Below are 15,493 nucleotides of genomic sequence, written 5' to 3'. Positions count from 1 at the left end.
GCCCGAATCTATGGGCCACCATTCAGCACTTGTGGACTTGGGCCAAGAGGTCGCGCTTCCTATAATGCGCGCCCGCCCAAAGGTTGGCGATGGGAGTGAGCGGCATGAGTACAGACGAGCGTTTCGGCGGCATTGCCCGGCTTTATGGGCTGGAAGGACTTGCCCGTTTGCAGGCGGCGCACGTGGCTGTCGTCGGCATCGGCGGCGTGGGCTCCTGGGCGGCCGAAGCCCTGGCGCGTTCCGGTGTAGGGGAGATCTCCCTGTTCGATCTGGACGATGTCTGCATCACCAACACCAATCGGCAGGTCCATGCCATCGAGGGCGCCGTGGGTAAGGCCAAGGTGGATGTGATGGCCGACCGCATTCGTGCCATCAACCCGGCGTGCGTAGTTCATGCCGTGGATGACTTCGTTACCCGCGAAACCATGGCTGAGTACATCACCCCCGAACTGGATGCGGTGATCGACTGCATCGATAGCGTGGCGGCCAAGGCGGCGCTGATCGCCTGGTGCAAGCGGCGCAAGATCCAGATCGTCACCACCGGTGGCGCCGGTGGTCAGGTTGATCCGGCCCAGATCCAGGTCGCCGACCTGAACAAGACCTTCAACGACCCGCTGGCGGCCAAGGTGCGCTCCACGCTGCGCCGCGACTACAACTTTTCCCGCACGCCGGGGCGCACCTACAGCGTGCCGTGCGTGTTCTCCACCGAGCAGCTGCGCTACCCAAAACCGGATGGCTCGGTGTGCCAGCAGAAGAGCTTCGTCGGTGAGGGCGTGAAGCTGGACTGCGCCGGCGGTTTCGGCGCCGTAATGATGGTCACCGCCGCCTTCGGCATGGTGGCTGCAGCGCGGATTGTGGATAAGTTGGTGGCGGGGGCGCGGCGGCCGTCGGAGCGTACTGTGGGCCAAGGTTTTTAGTAGGTTGATGCCGAGGAACGAGGCCCAACGATTCCGGGCAGGCTGCGCGCGCCTTGTTGGGCTTCGCAGGCTCAGCGCCAACCTACGGCGGGACGGTGTCCCGCTTGGCGAATATATTCGCCCCCACAGTGTTTATGCGTGTGCCAGCTCGCGCATTTTCTTGAGGACGGCGTTCAGGCCGTTGCTGCGTGATGGCGACAACTGCCGGCCCAGTCCCAACTGGTTGAACCAGTCTGCGAGGTCAATTGCGGCCAGTTCATCACCCGGTAGCCCGTTGACCCTCACCAGCAGCACCGCCAGCAGGCCCCGGATCAGCCGGGCGTCACTGGCCGTACGGAAGTGCCAGCGGGCACCCTGAGGTTCGCCGACCAGCCAGACCTGGCTTTCGCAGCCATGAACCCGGTTGGCGTCGTTACGTTCGGCGTCCGTCAGAGGTTCCAGTCGCTCGCCCCACTGCATCAGCAGACGCGCACGCTGTTCCCAGCCACCGGCGGCGGCGAAGGCGTCCAGGGCGTCCTGTGCCTGGGTGGGGAGGCTCATCGCAACAGCTCCAGGGCTTTGTCCAGGGAGTTGAAGAAGCGCTCCAGGTCAGTGCCATCGTTGTAGAGGCCAAGGGACACGCGAATGGCGCCCTGCAGGCCAAGGCTGTGCATCAGCGGCATGGCGCAGTGGTGGCCGGCGCGCACGGCAATGCCCTGTTCGGTCAGCAGATGGGCCAGGTCGGCGTTGTGCACTCCGTCGACACTGAAGCTGGCCAGGGCCAGTTCGGGGGCGCCGACCAGGCGCACACCGTCGCGCGCGGCCAGACCAGCCAGCAGCTTGGCGTGGAGTGCGGCTTCGTGCCCGGCGACGGCGGCCAGGTCCAGGCTGTCCAGATATGCCAGGGCCGCCCCAAGGCCTATCACCGAGGCGATGGCCGGCGTGCCGGCTTCGAAGCCCAGCGGGGCGCCATGAAAGTCGGCACTTTGGTACGCAGCGGTGTGGACCATCTCGCCGCCGAATTGCCAGTGAGCGAGACGCGCCAGGGCCTCGCTGCGGCCGTACAGCACGCCAACGCCATCCGGACCGTAGAGCTTGTGGCTGGAGAAGGCGTAGAAGTCGCAACCCATCGCCTGCACGTCATGGCGGCCATGCACGGCACCCTGAGCACCGTCCACCACGGTAAGGGCGCCCTGGGCGCGCGCCAGGGGCAGGAGTTCGGTCAGTGGTTGCCAGCGGCCGAGGACGTTGGACAGCTGGCTCACCGCCAGCAGCCGGGTGCGCGGGCCGATCAACTGCCGGGCCTGGTCCATGTCGATCAGGCCACGATCATCCAGAGGCAGCACTATCAGTTCGAGCTGCCGGCGCAGGGCCAGCTGCTGCCAGGGCAGCAGGTTGGCGTGATGCTCCAGGGCGCTGATGACAATCTGGTCGCCGGGCTGGAACACCGGCTCCAGGCCGTAGGCCAGCAGGTTGATGGCCTCGGTGGTGCCTCGGGTGAAGAGGATTTCCGCCGGGTTGGCGGCATTCAGCCAGTGCGCCGCCTGCGTGCGGGTGCCTTCGAAGGCGCGGGTGGCGCGCTCGCCGGGCAGGTGCTGGGCACGATGCACATTGGCCGCGCCGCTGGCGTAGTAACCGAGCAGGGCGTCCAGCACGGCCTGGGGCTTCTGCGAGGTGGCGGCACTGTCCAGATAGGTCTGCCCCTCGGATTCGAGAGCCGAAAGGGCGGGGAAGTCGGAGCGCCAGGGAGAGTTCAGGGACATTGCTTGCGGCACATGGAAATGGAAACGTTGCGAGTTAAGGCCGGTTCGAACGCGAACAGGCCCGGATGCACGGTCTACTGAGTGTAAACGAGCATCCGGGCCTGGTCGGAAGCTGTCCCGAAGCCGAGGCTTCGGGACCCTGGCTCAGTTATGAGCGTGCAGGGCTTCGTTCAGCTCGATGGCTGTCTTGTTGGTCTTGCACTCGACTGCGCCGTTCTGCGAGTTGCGGCGGAACAGCAGGTCGGCCTGACCGGCCAGATCGCGCGCCTTGACCACTTTCACCAGTTGATTCTGGTCGTCCAGCAGGGCCACTTTGGTGCCAGCGGTGATGTACAGGCCGGCTTCGACGATGTTGCGGTCGCCCAGCGGGATGCCGATGCCGGCGTTGGCGCCGATCAGGCAGCCTTCGCCCACGGAAATGACGATGTTGCCGCCGCCGGACAGTGTGCCCATGGTGGAGCAGCCGCCGCCCAGGTCCGAACCCTTGCCGACGAAGACGCCCGCGGAAACGCGGCCTTCGATCATGCCCGGGCCTTCGGTGCCGCCGTTGAAGTTGATGAAGCCTTCGTGCATCACGGTGGTGCCTTCACCCACGTAGGCGCCCAGGCGTACGCGGGCGGTGTCGGCGATACGCACGCCGGCCGGAACCACGTAGTCGGTCATTTTCGGGAACTTGTCCACGGAGAAGACTTCCAGCAGCTCGCCCTTGAGGCGGGCTTCCAGCTGGCGCTCGGCGAGTTCGGAGAGGTCGACGGCGCCCTGGCTGGTCCAGGCCACGTTCGGCAGCAGTGGGAAGATGCCGGTCAGGTTCAGGCCGTGGGGCTTGGCCAGGCGGTGGGACAGCAGGTGCAGCTTGAGGTAGGCCTCCGGGGTGGACGTCAGGGCGGCGTCTTCGGCCAGCAGGGTGGCGACCAGCGGCTTGTGGCTTTCGGCCAGGCGGGTCAGCAGGGCTGCCTGGGCGGCGTCGATGTCCTTCAGCGCGGTGGCCAGTTGAGCGGCCTGGGCATTGCTGATGGTGATGGCCTGGTTGCCGGCGCTGTATCCGATCACCGGGGCGACGGCGGCGACCAACTGCTCGGACGGCTTGAGCAGGGGCAGGGCGTAGAAGACTTCCAGCCAGTTGCCCTGGCGGTTCTGAGTGCCGACGCCGAAGGCGATGCTGAAGAGTGCGTTGGACATGGGGATACCTCTTGCTGAAGGGGGTTGATCAGATGGGGCGGTTACCAGGAAGCAGTCCCGGCACCGCGCCCTTGCAAGTCACTTGAGTGCGTCGGCGTACAGGTCCGGCTTGAAGCCGACCAGGGTGCGATCACCCAGGTCCAGCACCGGGCGCTTGATCATCGACGGTTGGGCCAGCATCAGGGCGATGGCCTTGTCCTGGTTCAGGTTGGCTTTCTGCGCATCGTCCAACTTGCGGAAGGTGGTGCCGGTGCGGTTCAGGACGGTTTCCCAGCCGTGTTCGGCGCACCATTTCTCGAGGTTGGCGCGGTCGATGGCCGAGGCCTTGTAGTCATGGAAGCTGTAAGCCACGCCTTGCTCCTCGAGCCAGGTGCGGGCCTTCTTCATGGTGTCGCAGGCTTTGATGCCGTAAAGGGTGATGTTCATTGTCCGGTTCCTTTGAATCTCACAGGCCCTTGATGAAGTCGCGGATGCGCTCACCGGCTTCGACGCACTCGGCCAGCGGTGCGACCAGGGCCAGGCGCACGCGGCCCGCGCCGGGGTTGAAGCCATTCACGGCACGCGACAGGTAGGAGCCAGGGACCACGGTGACGTGTTCGCGGGCGAACAGTTCGCGGGTGAAGGTTTCGTCGTCCACCGGAGTCTTCGGCCAGAGGTAGAAGCCGCCGTCAGGGCGCTGGACGTCGAGGACCGGGCCAAGGATATCCAGCATGGCGTCGAATTTCTCGCGGTACAGGGCGCGGTTGGCGCGGACGTGGACTTCGTCGTTCCAGGCCGTCACGCTGGCCAGTTGGGTCTGAATCGGCATGGCGCAGCCGTGGTAGGTGCGATACAGCAGGAAGGACTTGAGGATGTCGGCGTCGCCGGCGACGAAGCCGGAACGCAGGCCCGGCAGGTTGGAGCGCTTGGACAGGCTATGGAACACCACGCAGCGCTTGAAGTCGGCGCGGCCCAGCTCGGCGCAGGCAGTGAGCAGGCCGGCCGGCGGGTTCTGCTCGTCGAAGTAGAGCTCGCTGTAGCACTCGTCGGCGGCAATCACGAAGTCGTGCTCGTCGGCCAGGGCGATCAGCTTCTTCAGGGTATTTACAGGGATCAGCGCGCCGGTGGGGTTGCCCGGGGAGCAGAGGAAAAGGATCTGGCAGCGTTGCCAGACGTCCGCCGACACGGCATCGAAGTCCGGGTTGAAGCCGTTCTCCGCCAGGCACGGCAGGTAGTGCGGTTCGGCGCCGGCCAGCAGCGCCGCACCTTCGTAGATCTGATAGAAGGGGTTCGGGCTGACCACCAGGCCGTTGTCGGCACGGTTGACCACGGCCTGGGTGAAAGCAAACAGGGCTTCGCGGGTTCCGTTCACCGGCAGCACATGGCGGGCAGCGTCGAGCCACCCGGTCGGGACCTTGAAGCGCCGCTCGCACCAGTGGGCGATGGCTTCGCGCAGGGCCGGGATACCCAGGGTGGTGGGGTACACCGCCAACTGCTCGAGACTGGCCGCCAGGGCTTCGGCAACGAAGGCCGGAGAGCGGTGCTTGGGCTCGCCAATGGACAGGGCGATGGCCTTCTTCTCCGCGGGGGGCTGGGCGCCTGCCAGCAGTGCGCGGAGTTTCTCGAAGGGGTAGGGCTGCAGGTGGTTCAGGGCGTCGTTCATGGTTGTAGGGCGTCAACAGGGAGGTCGTGGGTGAATCGGTGCAATCCGGCCTGCGGCCTTATTGCACCCTACGGGTTCAGATGTTTATCCGCGTTGTGTCCGGGTTATGTCCGTTGGCTTGGGACAGCTGGGAGACGATGGCCTCCTGCAGCCGCTGGCAGAGCTCGGGGTCGGAAAGAGGCTGGTTATTGGCGTCGGTGACGAAGAAGACGTCTTCAACGCGCTCGCCCAGGGTGGCGATCTTGGCGTTCTGCAGCGACAGGTCGAATTCCAGGAAGATGCGGCCGATGCGTGCCAGCAGGCCAGGGCGGTCGGGCGCGATCAATTCGAGGATGGTCACTGGACGCTGGGCATCGTTGGAGATGGTCACCTGCGGCGGGAACGCGAAGTGCTTGAGCTGGCGCGGCACGCGGCGCTGGATGATGGCCGGGTACTCGTCCGGGTTCTTCAGGGCGTCGATCAGGCCTTCGCGGATTTCGCGGATGCGCGCGGGGTTCTCGCCGATCCGCCCGCCGTCCGCATCGAGCACGATGTAGGTGTCGAGGGTGAACTGGCTGGTGGAGGTGATGATCCGGGCGTCGTGAATGTTCAGGTTGAGCTGCGACATCGCCGCCACGGTCACGGCGAAGAAGTCGTGCTGGTCGGGAGCGTAGATGAAGATCTGGGTCGCGCCTTCGAACTCACGCTGGGCGGTTTCCTTGATCAGTACCAGCGGGTCGTTGCCGGCCGGGTGCTGGAGGATGGCCTCGGTGTGCCAGGCCACGTCGTTGGCGGTGTGGCGCAGGAAATAGTCATCGCCAAGCTGCGACCAGAGTTGCTCGGCTTCGTCCTGGTCGATGCCGTTGCGCACCAGGATGTCGATGGCGGCGGACTGGGTCTGGCGGATCTGCTCCTCGCGGTCCAGCGGGTTTTCCAGCCCGCGACGCAGGGCGCGCTTGGTTTCCGTGTAGAGCTGGCGCAGCAGGCTGGCGCGCCAGGAGTTCCACAGGCTCGGGTTGGTGGCGTTGATGTCGGCCACGGTGAGCACGTAGAGGTAGTCCAGGCGGGTCTGGTCGCCCACCAGACGGGCGAAGTCGTAGATCACCTGCGGGTCGGAGAGGTCCTTGCGTTGGGCGGTGGTGGACATCACCAGGTGGTGTTGCACCAGCCAGGCCACCAGCCGCGAGTCCCACACCGGCAACTGGTGGCGGGAGCAGAAGGCCTCGGCATCGACGGCGCCCAGCTCGGAGTGGTCGCCACCGCGGCCTTTGCCGATGTCGTGGTAAAGGCCGGCCAGATAGATCAGCTCGGGCTTGGGCAACTTGTCGATGAGCTTGCTGGCCAGGGGGAATTTCTCGGCCAGTTCCGGCCATTTGAGCTTGCGCAGGTGCTTGATCAGGTTGAGCGTGTGCGCGTCCACCGTATAGATGTGGAACAGGTCGTGCTGCATCTGCCCGATGATCTGGCCGAACTCCGGCAGGTACAGGCCGAGGATGCCGTAGCGGTTCATTCGTCGCAGGTTGCGGTGGATGCCCTGGGCGGATTTGAACAGCTCGATGAACAGGCTGGTGTTGCGGATGTCCTTGCGGAACTCTTCGTCGATCAGGTGACGGCTGTCGCGCAGCAGGCGGATGGTGTCCGCACGAACCCCCTTGATGTCCGGGTGCTGGGCCATCAGCACGAAGATTTCCAGCATCGCGAAGGGCGTGCGCTTGAACACGTTCGGGTGGGTAACCTCGATGTAGCCGTCACGCAGCTGGAAGCGGCTGTTCAGCGGTTGCGCCTGGCCGGTTTCGCCGGCACGCAGGATGACTTCCTCGAAGTGCTGGTTGATCAGGTCACTCAGTTCGGAGACCCCCATCACCACCCGGTAGTACTTCTGCATGAACCGCTCGATGCCGAGCTTGCCGTCGCCATCCTCGAAACCGAGGAGGCTGGCGATCTTGCGCTGGTGGTCGAACAGCAGCCGGTCTTCGGCGCGGCCAGCCAGCATGTGCAGGGCGTAACGGACCTTCCAGAGGAATTCCTGGCTGGAGGCCAGCATGCTGCACTCGATTTCCGCCAGGAAACCCTGCTGCACGAGGCCGTGGAGGTTCAGGCTGCCGAACTGGCGCCGGGCGACCCAGAGAATGGTCTGGATGTCCCGCAGGCCGCCGGGCGAGCCCTTCACATTGGGCTCGAGGTTGTATTCGGTGTCGTTGTACTTGGCGTGGCGGGCCTTCTGTTCCTGGCGTTTGGCGAGGAAGAAGTGCTTGCTTGGCCACATCCGCTCGGGGCTGGTGACGTCCAGCATGCGCTGGCGCAGGTGCTCGGGGCCGGCGATGGTGCGGCTTTCCATCAGGTTGGTAATCACCGTCAGGTCGGCGCGCGCTTCTTCAGCGCATTCGGCTACCGAGCGCACGCTCTGGCCGACTTCCAGGCCAATGTCCCAGAGCAGGGTGAGGAAGCCTTCGATGGGTTCGCGGAAAACCTCATGGTCGGCGCTGTCCAGCAGGATCAGCAGATCGATGTCGGAGAAGGGGTGCAGCTCGCCACGCCCGTAGCCTCCCACCGCCAGTAGGGCGATGTCGGCATCCTCACTCCAGCCGAAGCGTTCCCAGGCCGCCCGCAGTATCTGGTCGACGAACCAGGCGCGGTCCTCCACCAGGCGACGGATGTCGCGGCCGTTGGTGAAACGGTTGTCGAGCACGTCGCGGGCCTGGCGAATGGCTTTCTTGAAGGCAGCGATAGGGCTGGACTTCAAGGCCAGTTCCGCCTGGAACTGGCCGCGGTCGAACAACTCGGGATCCACCTGCGGCATGGGGCGGCTTTCCTTATACAGGTCTGTGGTCAGGACGCGGTGCGCGGCAGGGTGTCGTCACCACGCAGGGTGAGGATCTCGTAGCCGTCGGCAGTCACCAGGACGGTGTGCTCCCACTGGGCGGAGAGCTTGCGGTCCTTGGTGATGGCGGTCCAGCCGTCGCCGAGCAGGCGGGTTTCCGGGCGGCCCTGGTTGATCATCGGCTCGATGGTGAAGGTCATGCCTTCCTTCAGTTCCATGCCGGTGCCGGCACGACCGTAGTGCAGGACTTGCGGCTCTTCGTGGAATACGGCGCCGATGCCATGGCCGCAATATTCACGGACCACCGAGTAGCCGAGTTTCTCGGCATGTTTCTGGATCACTTCGCCGATATCGCCCAGGCGCGCACCGGGTTTGACCAGCTGGATGCCCTTGTACATGCACTCCTGGGTCACACGGCAGAGCTTGTCGGCCCACTCCGGCGCCTTGCCCACCAGGAACATCTTGCTGGTGTCACCGTGGTAGCCGTCCTTGATGACGGTGATGTCGATATTGAGGATGTCACCATCCTTCAGTGGCTTCTCGTTGGGGATGCCATGGCAGACCACGTGGTTGACCGAAGTGCAGATCGACTTGGGGAAGCCCTTGTAGTTGAGGGGGGCGGGGATGGCCTGCTGCACATTGACGATGTAGTCATGGCAGATGCGATCCAGTTCCTCGGTGGTCACGCCGGGTTTGACATGCTCGCCGATCATCTCCAGCACTTCGGCGGCCAGGCGGCCGGCAACGCGCATTTTCTCGATTTCTGCGGGCGTCTTGATGGTGACGGTCATATTGGGTCTCGGGCGCAAACGGAAAAGGCTTGATATTAACAGCTTCAAGCCGCAAGCCATAAGCGGCAAGCAGGAGGTGGCCACTTCTTGTACGCAGGGTTCCAGTAGCTTGGGGCATCTTTTTGTGCTATAAAACGCGCCGCTTTACGGGCCTGGTGCCCGCAAGGCCCAAACCCACACACGTATCGACACGATATCCTGGGTGCCTGAAAGGGTTGGATATTGGGATGCGTGGAGGCCTAACCCGATTTATCGAGGAATAGAAATGTCCCAAGTCAACATGCGCGATATGCTGAAGGCCGGTGTGCACTTCGGTCACCAGACCCGTTACTGGAACCCGAAAATGGGCAAGTACATTTTCGGCGCGCGTAACAAGATCCATATCATCAACCTGGAAAAAACCCTGCCGATGTTCAACGAGGCCCTGGCCTTCGTTGAGAAACTGGCTGCGGGCAAGAACAAGGTTATGTTCGTCGGCACCAAGCGTTCCGCTGGCAAGATCGTTCGTGAAGAAGCTGCTCGTTGCGGCTCCCCGTACGTCGATCACCGCTGGCTGGGCGGCATGCTGACCAACTACAAGACCATCCGTCAGTCGATCAAGCGCCTGCGCGAGCTGGAAACCCAGTCCCAGGACGGCACCTTCGCCAAGCTGACCAAGAAAGAAGCCCTGATGCGTACCCGCGACCTCGAGAAGCTCGAGCGCAGCCTGGGTGGTATCAAGGATATGGGCGGCCTGCCGGACGCTCTGTTCGTGATCGACGTTGATCACGAGCGCATCGCCATCAGCGAAGCCAACAAGCTGGGCATCCCGGTCATCGGTGTTGTCGATACCAACAGCAGCCCTGAAGGCGTTGACTACGTCATTCCGGGTAACGACGACGCAATCCGCGCCGTTCAGCTGTACCTCGCCAGCTTCGCTGATGCTGTAATCCGCGGCCGTCAGAATGCCGCTGGCGGTGCTGACGAGTTCGTCGAAGAAGCTGCCTCCGAGTCCGCAGAAGGCTGAGTTCACAGCCATCTAGCGTTACCCGGTGCGCAAGAAGGGGGCTAGGCCCCCTTTTTGCCACCTCCGAATTGTGAATGCCCGGAACTCCGGGCTGAATGGTTGAAAACCTGTTCAAGAGGATTGCGACATGGCAGAGATTACTGCAGCCCTGGTTAAAGAACTGCGCGAGCGTACCGGCCTGGGCATGATGGATTGCAAGAAGGCGCTGACCGCAGCTGAAGGCGACATCGAGAAAGCCATTGACGATATGCGCGCTGCCGGCGCCATCAAGGCTGCCAAGAAGGCTGGCAATATCGCCGCCGAAGGTGCCATCGCTGTCAAAGTGGCTGACGACAACAAGGTTGCCGTCATCATCGAAGTCAACTCCCAGACCGACTTCCTGGCCCTGCAGGATGACTTCAAGTCCTTCGTTGCTGCGTCTCTGGACCAGGCTTTCAATGAAAAGCTGACCGACGCTGCTCCGCTGGTCGAGTCCCGCGAAGAAGCTCGTCTGGCCCTGGTTTCCAAGACCGGCGAGAACGTCAATATCCGTCGTCTGACCCGCGTTGAAGGTGACGTGGTTGGTGCCTACCTGCACGGCCACCGCATCGGTGTAGTCGTGAACCTGAAGGGCGGCACCCCGGAACTGGCCAAGGACATCGCCATGCACGTGGCTGCCAGCAACCCGCAGTTCCTGAACCCGAGCCAGGTTTCCGAAGAAGCTGTTGCCAAGGAAAAGGAAATCTTCCTGGCCCTGAACGCCGACAAGATCGCCGGCAAGCCGGAAAACATCGTCGAGAACATGGTCAAAGGCCGTATCGCCAAGTTCCTGGCTGAAGCCAGCCTGGTCGAGCAGCCTTTCGTCAAGGATCCGGAAGTCAAGGTCGGTGACCTGGCGAAAAAGGCCGGCGCCGAGATCGTTTCCTTCGTTCGCTACGAAGTAGGCGAAGGCATCGAGAAAGTCGAAGTCGACTTCGCTGCCGAAGTAGCTGCCCAGGTCGCTGCTACCAAGCAATAAGACGGCTTCGGCTGTCGCCCCGCAAGAGGCTGCCCGCTCACGCGTGCGGCCTCTTCGTCAAACTGGGGAACCATTTCGGGGCGGTTTCCACGGCGGGATCTGGTTGTCGGGCACCAACCGCCGTTTGCGCAGTCTCAGGACTCGCTAGTACATAGGGCCTTTCGGGGTCCACGAATTCAAATAGCGCCGCAGGAGAGATACGCAATGGCTCAGCAGGTGAGTGGTCGCCAACCTCGCTATAAACGCATTCTGCTCAAACTCAGCGGTGAGGCCCTGATGGGCTCCGAGGAGTTCGGTATCGATCCGAAAGTCCTCGATCGCATGGCGCTGGAAATCGGCCAGTTGGTCGGCATCGGCGTCCAGGTCGGTCTGGTGATCGGCGGCGGCAACCTGTTCCGTGGTGCGGCCCTTAGCGCTGCTGGCATGGATCGCGTGACCGGCGACCACATGGGCATGCTGGCTACCGTGATGAACGCGCTGGCCATGCGCGACGCGCTGGAGCGTTCCAACATTCCCGCCATTGTGATGTCGGCCATTTCCATGGTCGGCGTGACCGATCACTACGACCGCCGCAAGGCCATGCGCCACCTGAGTTCCGGTGAAGTGGTGATCTTCTCCGCTGGTACCGGTAACCCCTTCTTCACCACCGACTCGGCCGCCTGCCTGCGCGCCATCGAAGTGGATGCGGACGTGGTGCTGAAAGCCACCAAGGTCGATGGCGTGTACACTGCCGACCCGTTCAAGGACCCCAATGCCGAGAAGTTCGAGCACTTGACCTATGACGAGGTGCTGGATCGCAAGCTGGGTGTCATGGACCTCACGGCCATCTGTCTGTGCCGTGATCAGAAGATGCCCCTGCGGGTCTTCAATATGAATAAACCGGGTGCCCTGCTGAACATCGTGGTTGGCGGCGCCGAAGGAACCCTGATCGAGGAGGGCGAAAAGTGATCAACGAGATCAAGCAAGAAGCGCAGGAGCGCATGAAGAAGACCCTGGAATCGCTGGATCATGCTTTCGCCAAGATCCGCACCGGGCGTGCGCACCCGAGCATCCTGGACAGCGTGATGGTGTCCTACTACGGCTCCGACACTCCGCTGCGCCAGGTGGCCAACGTGATTGCCGAAGACTCCCGCACCCTGGCCCTGACCGTGTTCGACAAGAGCATGATCCAGGCTGTGGAAAAGGCCATCATGACCTCCGACCTCGGCCTGAACCCGGCTACTGCCGGCACCACCATTCGCGTGCCGATGCCCGCCCTGACCGAGGAAACCCGCAAGGGCTTCACCAAGCAGGCGCGTTCCGAGGCCGAGAACGCCCGTGTTGCTGTGCGCAATATCCGCCGCGATGCCCTCGCGCAGCTGAAGGATCTGGTCAAGGAAAAGGAAATCAGCGAAGACGACGAGCGTCGTGCAGCCGATGATGTCCAGAAGCTGACCGACAAGTTCGTTGGCGAAGTCGACAAGGCGCTGGAAAACAAAGAAAAAGACCTGATGGCGGTCTGACTCCCGGAATCGTCATGGACAAATCCCAGCAAGGCGTCAACCTCGCGGTGCCACGGCATGTGGCGATCATCATGGACGGTAACAACCGTTGGGCGAAGAAACGCCTGCTGCCGGGTGTAGCCGGCCACAAGGCCGGCGTGGATGCAGTCCGGGCGGTGATCGAGGTGTGCGCCGAGGCGGGTGTCGAAGTGCTCACCCTGTTCGCCTTCTCCAGTGAGAACTGGCAGCGTCCGGCCGATGAGGTCGGCGCCCTGATGGAGCTGTTCCTCGGGGCGCTGCGCCGCGAGGCGCGGCGCCTGGACCAGAACGATATCCGCTTGCGCATCATTGGCGACCGTTCCCGGTTCCACCCGGAGTTACAGGCTGCCATGCGCGAGGTCGAGCAGCTGACTTCGAGCCATCACAAATTCGTCCTTCAGGTCGCCGCCAACTACGGTGGCCAGTGGGACATCACCCAGGCTGCGCAGCGGCTGGCGCGTGAAGTCCAGGCCGGTCATCTGCAAGTCGACGATATTTCTCCGCAGTTGCTGCAAAGCTGCCTGGTCACCGGAGACCTGCCGTTGCCTGACCTGTGCATTCGCACGGGTGGCGAGCATCGCATCAGCAACTTCCTGCTTTGGCAGATCGCCTATGCCGAGCTGTATTTCTCCGATCTCTTCTGGCCTGACTTCAAGCACGAAGCCATGCGTAAGGCGCTGACCGACTACGCAAAGCGCCAGCGTCGCTTTGGCAAGACCAGCGAGCAGATGGAAGCCGAGGCACGAGCCAAATGCTGAAACAACGCGTCATCACCGCCCTGGTGCTGCTGCCCATCGCCCTTGCGGGGTTCTTCTGGCTGGACGGTGGCGCGTTCGCCCTGTTCATTGGTGCTGTGGTTAGCCTCGGCGGCTGGGAGTGGGCTCGCCTGGCGGGCTTTTCGTCGCAGCCTCGGCGTGTTGCCTACGGCCTCATCGTGGCAGCGCTGCTTTACGGGCTTTATCTCATGCCTGCCCTGGCGCCTCTCGTGCTGGTGCTTGGCGTGCTCTGGTGGGGGGCGGCAACTGTCCTCGTACTGGGCTATCCGGAAACCAGCCGCTATTGGGGTGGCACTCCCGGCAAACTGATCATTGGTCTGCTGATTCTGCTGCCGGCCTGGCAGGGACTGGTGCTGTTCAAGCAATGGCCGCTGGCCAATTGGCTGATCCTGTCGGTGATGGTGCTTGTATGGGCGGCTGATATCGGCGCCTATTTCTCCGGCAAGGCCTTTGGCAAGCGCAAGCTGGCGCCTCAGGTCAGTCCCGGCAAGAGCTGGGAAGGGCTGGTGGGCGGGTTGCTGGCCAGTCTGCTGATTACTGCCTGCGTTGGTTTCTACCGTGGCTGGGTCGGTTCCGAGCTGATGCTGGCTCTGGTCGGTGCGGCCCTGGTGGTGCTGATTTCGGTCGTCGGTGACCTGACCGAAAGCATGTTCAAGCGCCAATCCGGGATCAAGGACAGCAGCAACCTGCTGCCGGGGCACGGTGGTGTACTGGATCGAATCGACAGCCTGACGGCTGCAATTCCGCTCTTCGCGGCGCTGCTCTGGGCGGCTGGCTGGGGTGCCCTGTGAGTCAGCCGCAACGCATCACAGTCCTGGGCGCCACCGGTTCCATCGGCCTCAGTACCCTCGATGTCATCGGTCGCCATCCAGAGCGTTACCAGGCTTTCGCCCTTAGTGGCTACAGTCGCCTGAGCGAGCTGGAGGCGCTGTGCCTGCGCCATCGCCCTGAATTCGCAGTGGTGCCCGATGCCGACTCCGCTCGGCATCTGCAGGGCGGACTGCTGGCTGCCGGGCTGCAGACTCGCGTGCTGGTTGGTGAGCAGGGGCTTTGCGAGGTTGCCGCTCATCCGCAAGCCGATGTGGTGATGGCTGCTATTGTTGGCGCCGCCGGTCTCAAGCCGACCCTGGCCGCGGTGGAAGCGGGCAAGCGAGTGCTGCTGGCCAACAAGGAAGCGCTGGTGATGTCCGGTGCCCTGTTCATGCAGGCGGTGCGCAAGAGCGGTGCGGTGCTGCTGCCGATCGACAGCGAGCACAATGCAATCTTCCAGTGCCTGCCCCAGGATTACGCCCGAGGGCTTGCCCCTGTGGGTGTGCGTCGCATCCTGCTGACTGCATCCGGCGGGCCGTTCCGTGAAATGTCGTTGGACCGACTGCCGGACGTTTCGCCTGAACAGGCGTGCGCCCATCCCAACTGGTCCATGGGGCGCAAGATATCCGTCGACTCGGCCAGCATGATGAACAAGGGGCTTGAGCTGATAGAGGCCTGTTGGCTGTTCGATGCGCGGCCTGCCCAGGTCGAGGTGGTGATTCATCCGCAGAGCGTGATCCATTCACTGGTCGACTATGTGGACGGTTCGGTTCTGGCGCAGTTGGGCAATCCCGACATGCGCACCCCTATTGCCCACGCCTTGGCCTGGCCTGAGCGTATCGATTCCGGCGTGTCTCCCCTGGATCTGTTCTCCGTGGCGCGCCTGGACTTTCAGGCTCCGGACGAAGAGCGTTTCCCCTGCCTGCGCTTGGCGCGGCAGTCGGCGGAGGAGGGCGGTAGCTCGCCGGCAATGCTCAATGCCGCCAATGAGGTGGCCGTGGCCGCATTCCTGGAGCGACGCATCCGCTTCACCGAGATCGCGAGTATCATCGACGAAGTGCTGAACCGCGAAGCGGCCATCAAGGTCGAATCGTTGGATTCCGTGCTGCTGGCGGATGCCCGTGCTCGGGCAGCGGCGCAGCAGTGGTTGGTCCGCCAGGGGCGATGAGGTCGACAGAACCTGTCGGCAATGCAGGTGAGACAAAGCAGAAGCGGCTGAAATGACATACGTAAGTGAGTAGGTCGAGGCCGTTTCCAATGCTGTATCGGCAACGCAGGTAGCTTTTAGGCAACCGGCTTGCCCCGGAGGAAAC

Annotated in this window: 15 protein-coding genes; 8 read left to right on the top strand and 7 right to left on the bottom strand. The window is 63.3% G+C overall.

Going from position 1 to position 15,493, the window contains the following annotated elements; translation table 11 throughout:
• Positions 1-104 precede the first annotated feature (104 nt).
• Entirely contained in the window at positions 105-917 is an 813-nt protein-coding gene (tcdA, locus tag THL1_RS22680; RefSeq protein WP_069085336.1) for a tRNA cyclic N6-threonylcarbamoyladenosine(37) synthase TcdA, read from the top strand.
• Positions 918-1,049: 132 nt separating this feature from the next.
• On the opposite strand, the gene THL1_RS22675 is transcribed toward tcdA, so the two are convergent.
• The 7 genes from THL1_RS22675 to map all read right to left on the bottom strand — a co-directional run bounded on the left by THL1_RS22675 (position 1,050) and on the right by map (position 9,071).
• Complete coding sequence (locus THL1_RS22675; RefSeq protein WP_069085335.1) at positions 1,050-1,457, bottom strand: SufE family protein; 408 nt, start codon at positions 1,455-1,457, stop codon at positions 1,050-1,052.
• Complete coding sequence (locus tag THL1_RS22670) at positions 1,454-2,659, bottom strand: aminotransferase class V-fold PLP-dependent enzyme (RefSeq protein ID WP_069085334.1); 1,206 nt, start codon at positions 2,657-2,659, stop codon at positions 1,454-1,456. Before THL1_RS22670 ends, THL1_RS22675 begins: the two co-directional genes overlap by 4 nt.
• 144 nt (positions 2,660-2,803) lie before the next feature.
• Positions 2,804-3,838 carry a 2,3,4,5-tetrahydropyridine-2,6-dicarboxylate N-succinyltransferase gene (dapD, locus tag THL1_RS22665; protein ID WP_069085333.1) on the bottom strand — a complete coding sequence of 345 codons (1,035 nt, stop codon included), beginning with the start codon at positions 3,836-3,838 and terminating at the stop codon, positions 2,804-2,806.
• A gap of 78 nt (positions 3,839-3,916) precedes the next feature.
• Positions 3,917-4,264 (bottom strand): ArsC family reductase, encoded by a 348-nt coding sequence (locus tag THL1_RS22660; RefSeq protein ID WP_069085332.1) that lies wholly within the window; start codon positions 4,262-4,264, stop codon positions 3,917-3,919.
• 19 nt (positions 4,265-4,283) lie between these two features.
• Positions 4,284-5,480 (bottom strand): succinyldiaminopimelate transaminase, encoded by a 1,197-nt coding sequence (gene dapC, locus THL1_RS22655; RefSeq protein ID WP_069085331.1) that lies wholly within the window; start codon positions 5,478-5,480, stop codon positions 4,284-4,286.
• Between the two features lie 76 nt (positions 5,481-5,556).
• A complete protein-coding gene (locus THL1_RS22650; RefSeq protein ID WP_069085330.1) occupies positions 5,557-8,259 on the bottom strand; it encodes a [protein-PII] uridylyltransferase in 2,703 nt (900 codons plus the stop codon).
• Between the two features lie 29 nt (positions 8,260-8,288).
• Positions 8,289-9,071, bottom strand: coding sequence for a type I methionyl aminopeptidase (gene map, locus THL1_RS22645; RefSeq protein WP_069085329.1), 783 nt, complete (start codon positions 9,069-9,071; stop codon positions 8,289-8,291).
• A gap of 265 nt (positions 9,072-9,336) precedes the next feature.
• On the opposite strand from map, the gene rpsB reads away from it, so the two are divergent.
• The 7 genes from rpsB to ispC all read left to right on the top strand — a co-directional run bounded on the left by rpsB (position 9,337) and on the right by ispC (position 15,348).
• Complete coding sequence (gene rpsB, locus THL1_RS22640) at positions 9,337-10,077, top strand: 30S ribosomal protein S2 (protein ID WP_069085328.1); 741 nt, start codon at positions 9,337-9,339, stop codon at positions 10,075-10,077.
• A 127-nt stretch (positions 10,078-10,204) separates the two neighbouring features.
• Complete coding sequence (tsf, locus tag THL1_RS22635; protein WP_069085327.1) at positions 10,205-11,074, top strand: translation elongation factor Ts; 870 nt, start codon at positions 10,205-10,207, stop codon at positions 11,072-11,074.
• Positions 11,075-11,278: 204 nt separating this feature from the next.
• Positions 11,279-12,022, top strand: coding sequence for a UMP kinase (gene pyrH / locus THL1_RS22630; protein WP_069085326.1), 744 nt, complete (start codon positions 11,279-11,281; stop codon positions 12,020-12,022).
• Positions 12,019-12,576 (top strand): ribosome recycling factor, encoded by a 558-nt coding sequence (frr, locus tag THL1_RS22625; RefSeq protein ID WP_069085325.1) that lies wholly within the window; start codon positions 12,019-12,021, stop codon positions 12,574-12,576. Before pyrH ends, frr begins: the two co-directional genes overlap by 4 nt.
• Before the next feature lie 14 nt (positions 12,577-12,590).
• Entirely contained in the window at positions 12,591-13,352 is a 762-nt protein-coding gene (uppS, locus tag THL1_RS22620) for a polyprenyl diphosphate synthase (RefSeq protein ID WP_069085324.1), read from the top strand.
• Positions 13,346-14,161, top strand: a complete 816-nt coding sequence (locus THL1_RS22615; protein WP_069085323.1) for a phosphatidate cytidylyltransferase — start codon at positions 13,346-13,348, stop codon at positions 14,159-14,161. Before uppS ends, THL1_RS22615 begins: the two co-directional genes overlap by 7 nt.
• Positions 14,158-15,348 (top strand): 1-deoxy-D-xylulose-5-phosphate reductoisomerase, encoded by a 1,191-nt coding sequence (gene ispC, locus THL1_RS22610; RefSeq protein ID WP_069085322.1) that lies wholly within the window; start codon positions 14,158-14,160, stop codon positions 15,346-15,348. Before THL1_RS22615 ends, ispC begins: the two co-directional genes overlap by 4 nt.
• The last annotated feature ends 145 nt before the right edge of the window (positions 15,349-15,493 follow it).

This window comes from Pseudomonas sp. TCU-HL1 (assembly GCF_001708505.1).
Classification (GTDB): Bacteria; Pseudomonadota; Gammaproteobacteria; order Pseudomonadales; family Pseudomonadaceae; genus Metapseudomonas.
Note: the sequence above shows the minus strand (reverse complement) of the source record. Positions and strands in the feature narration are given on the sequence as shown.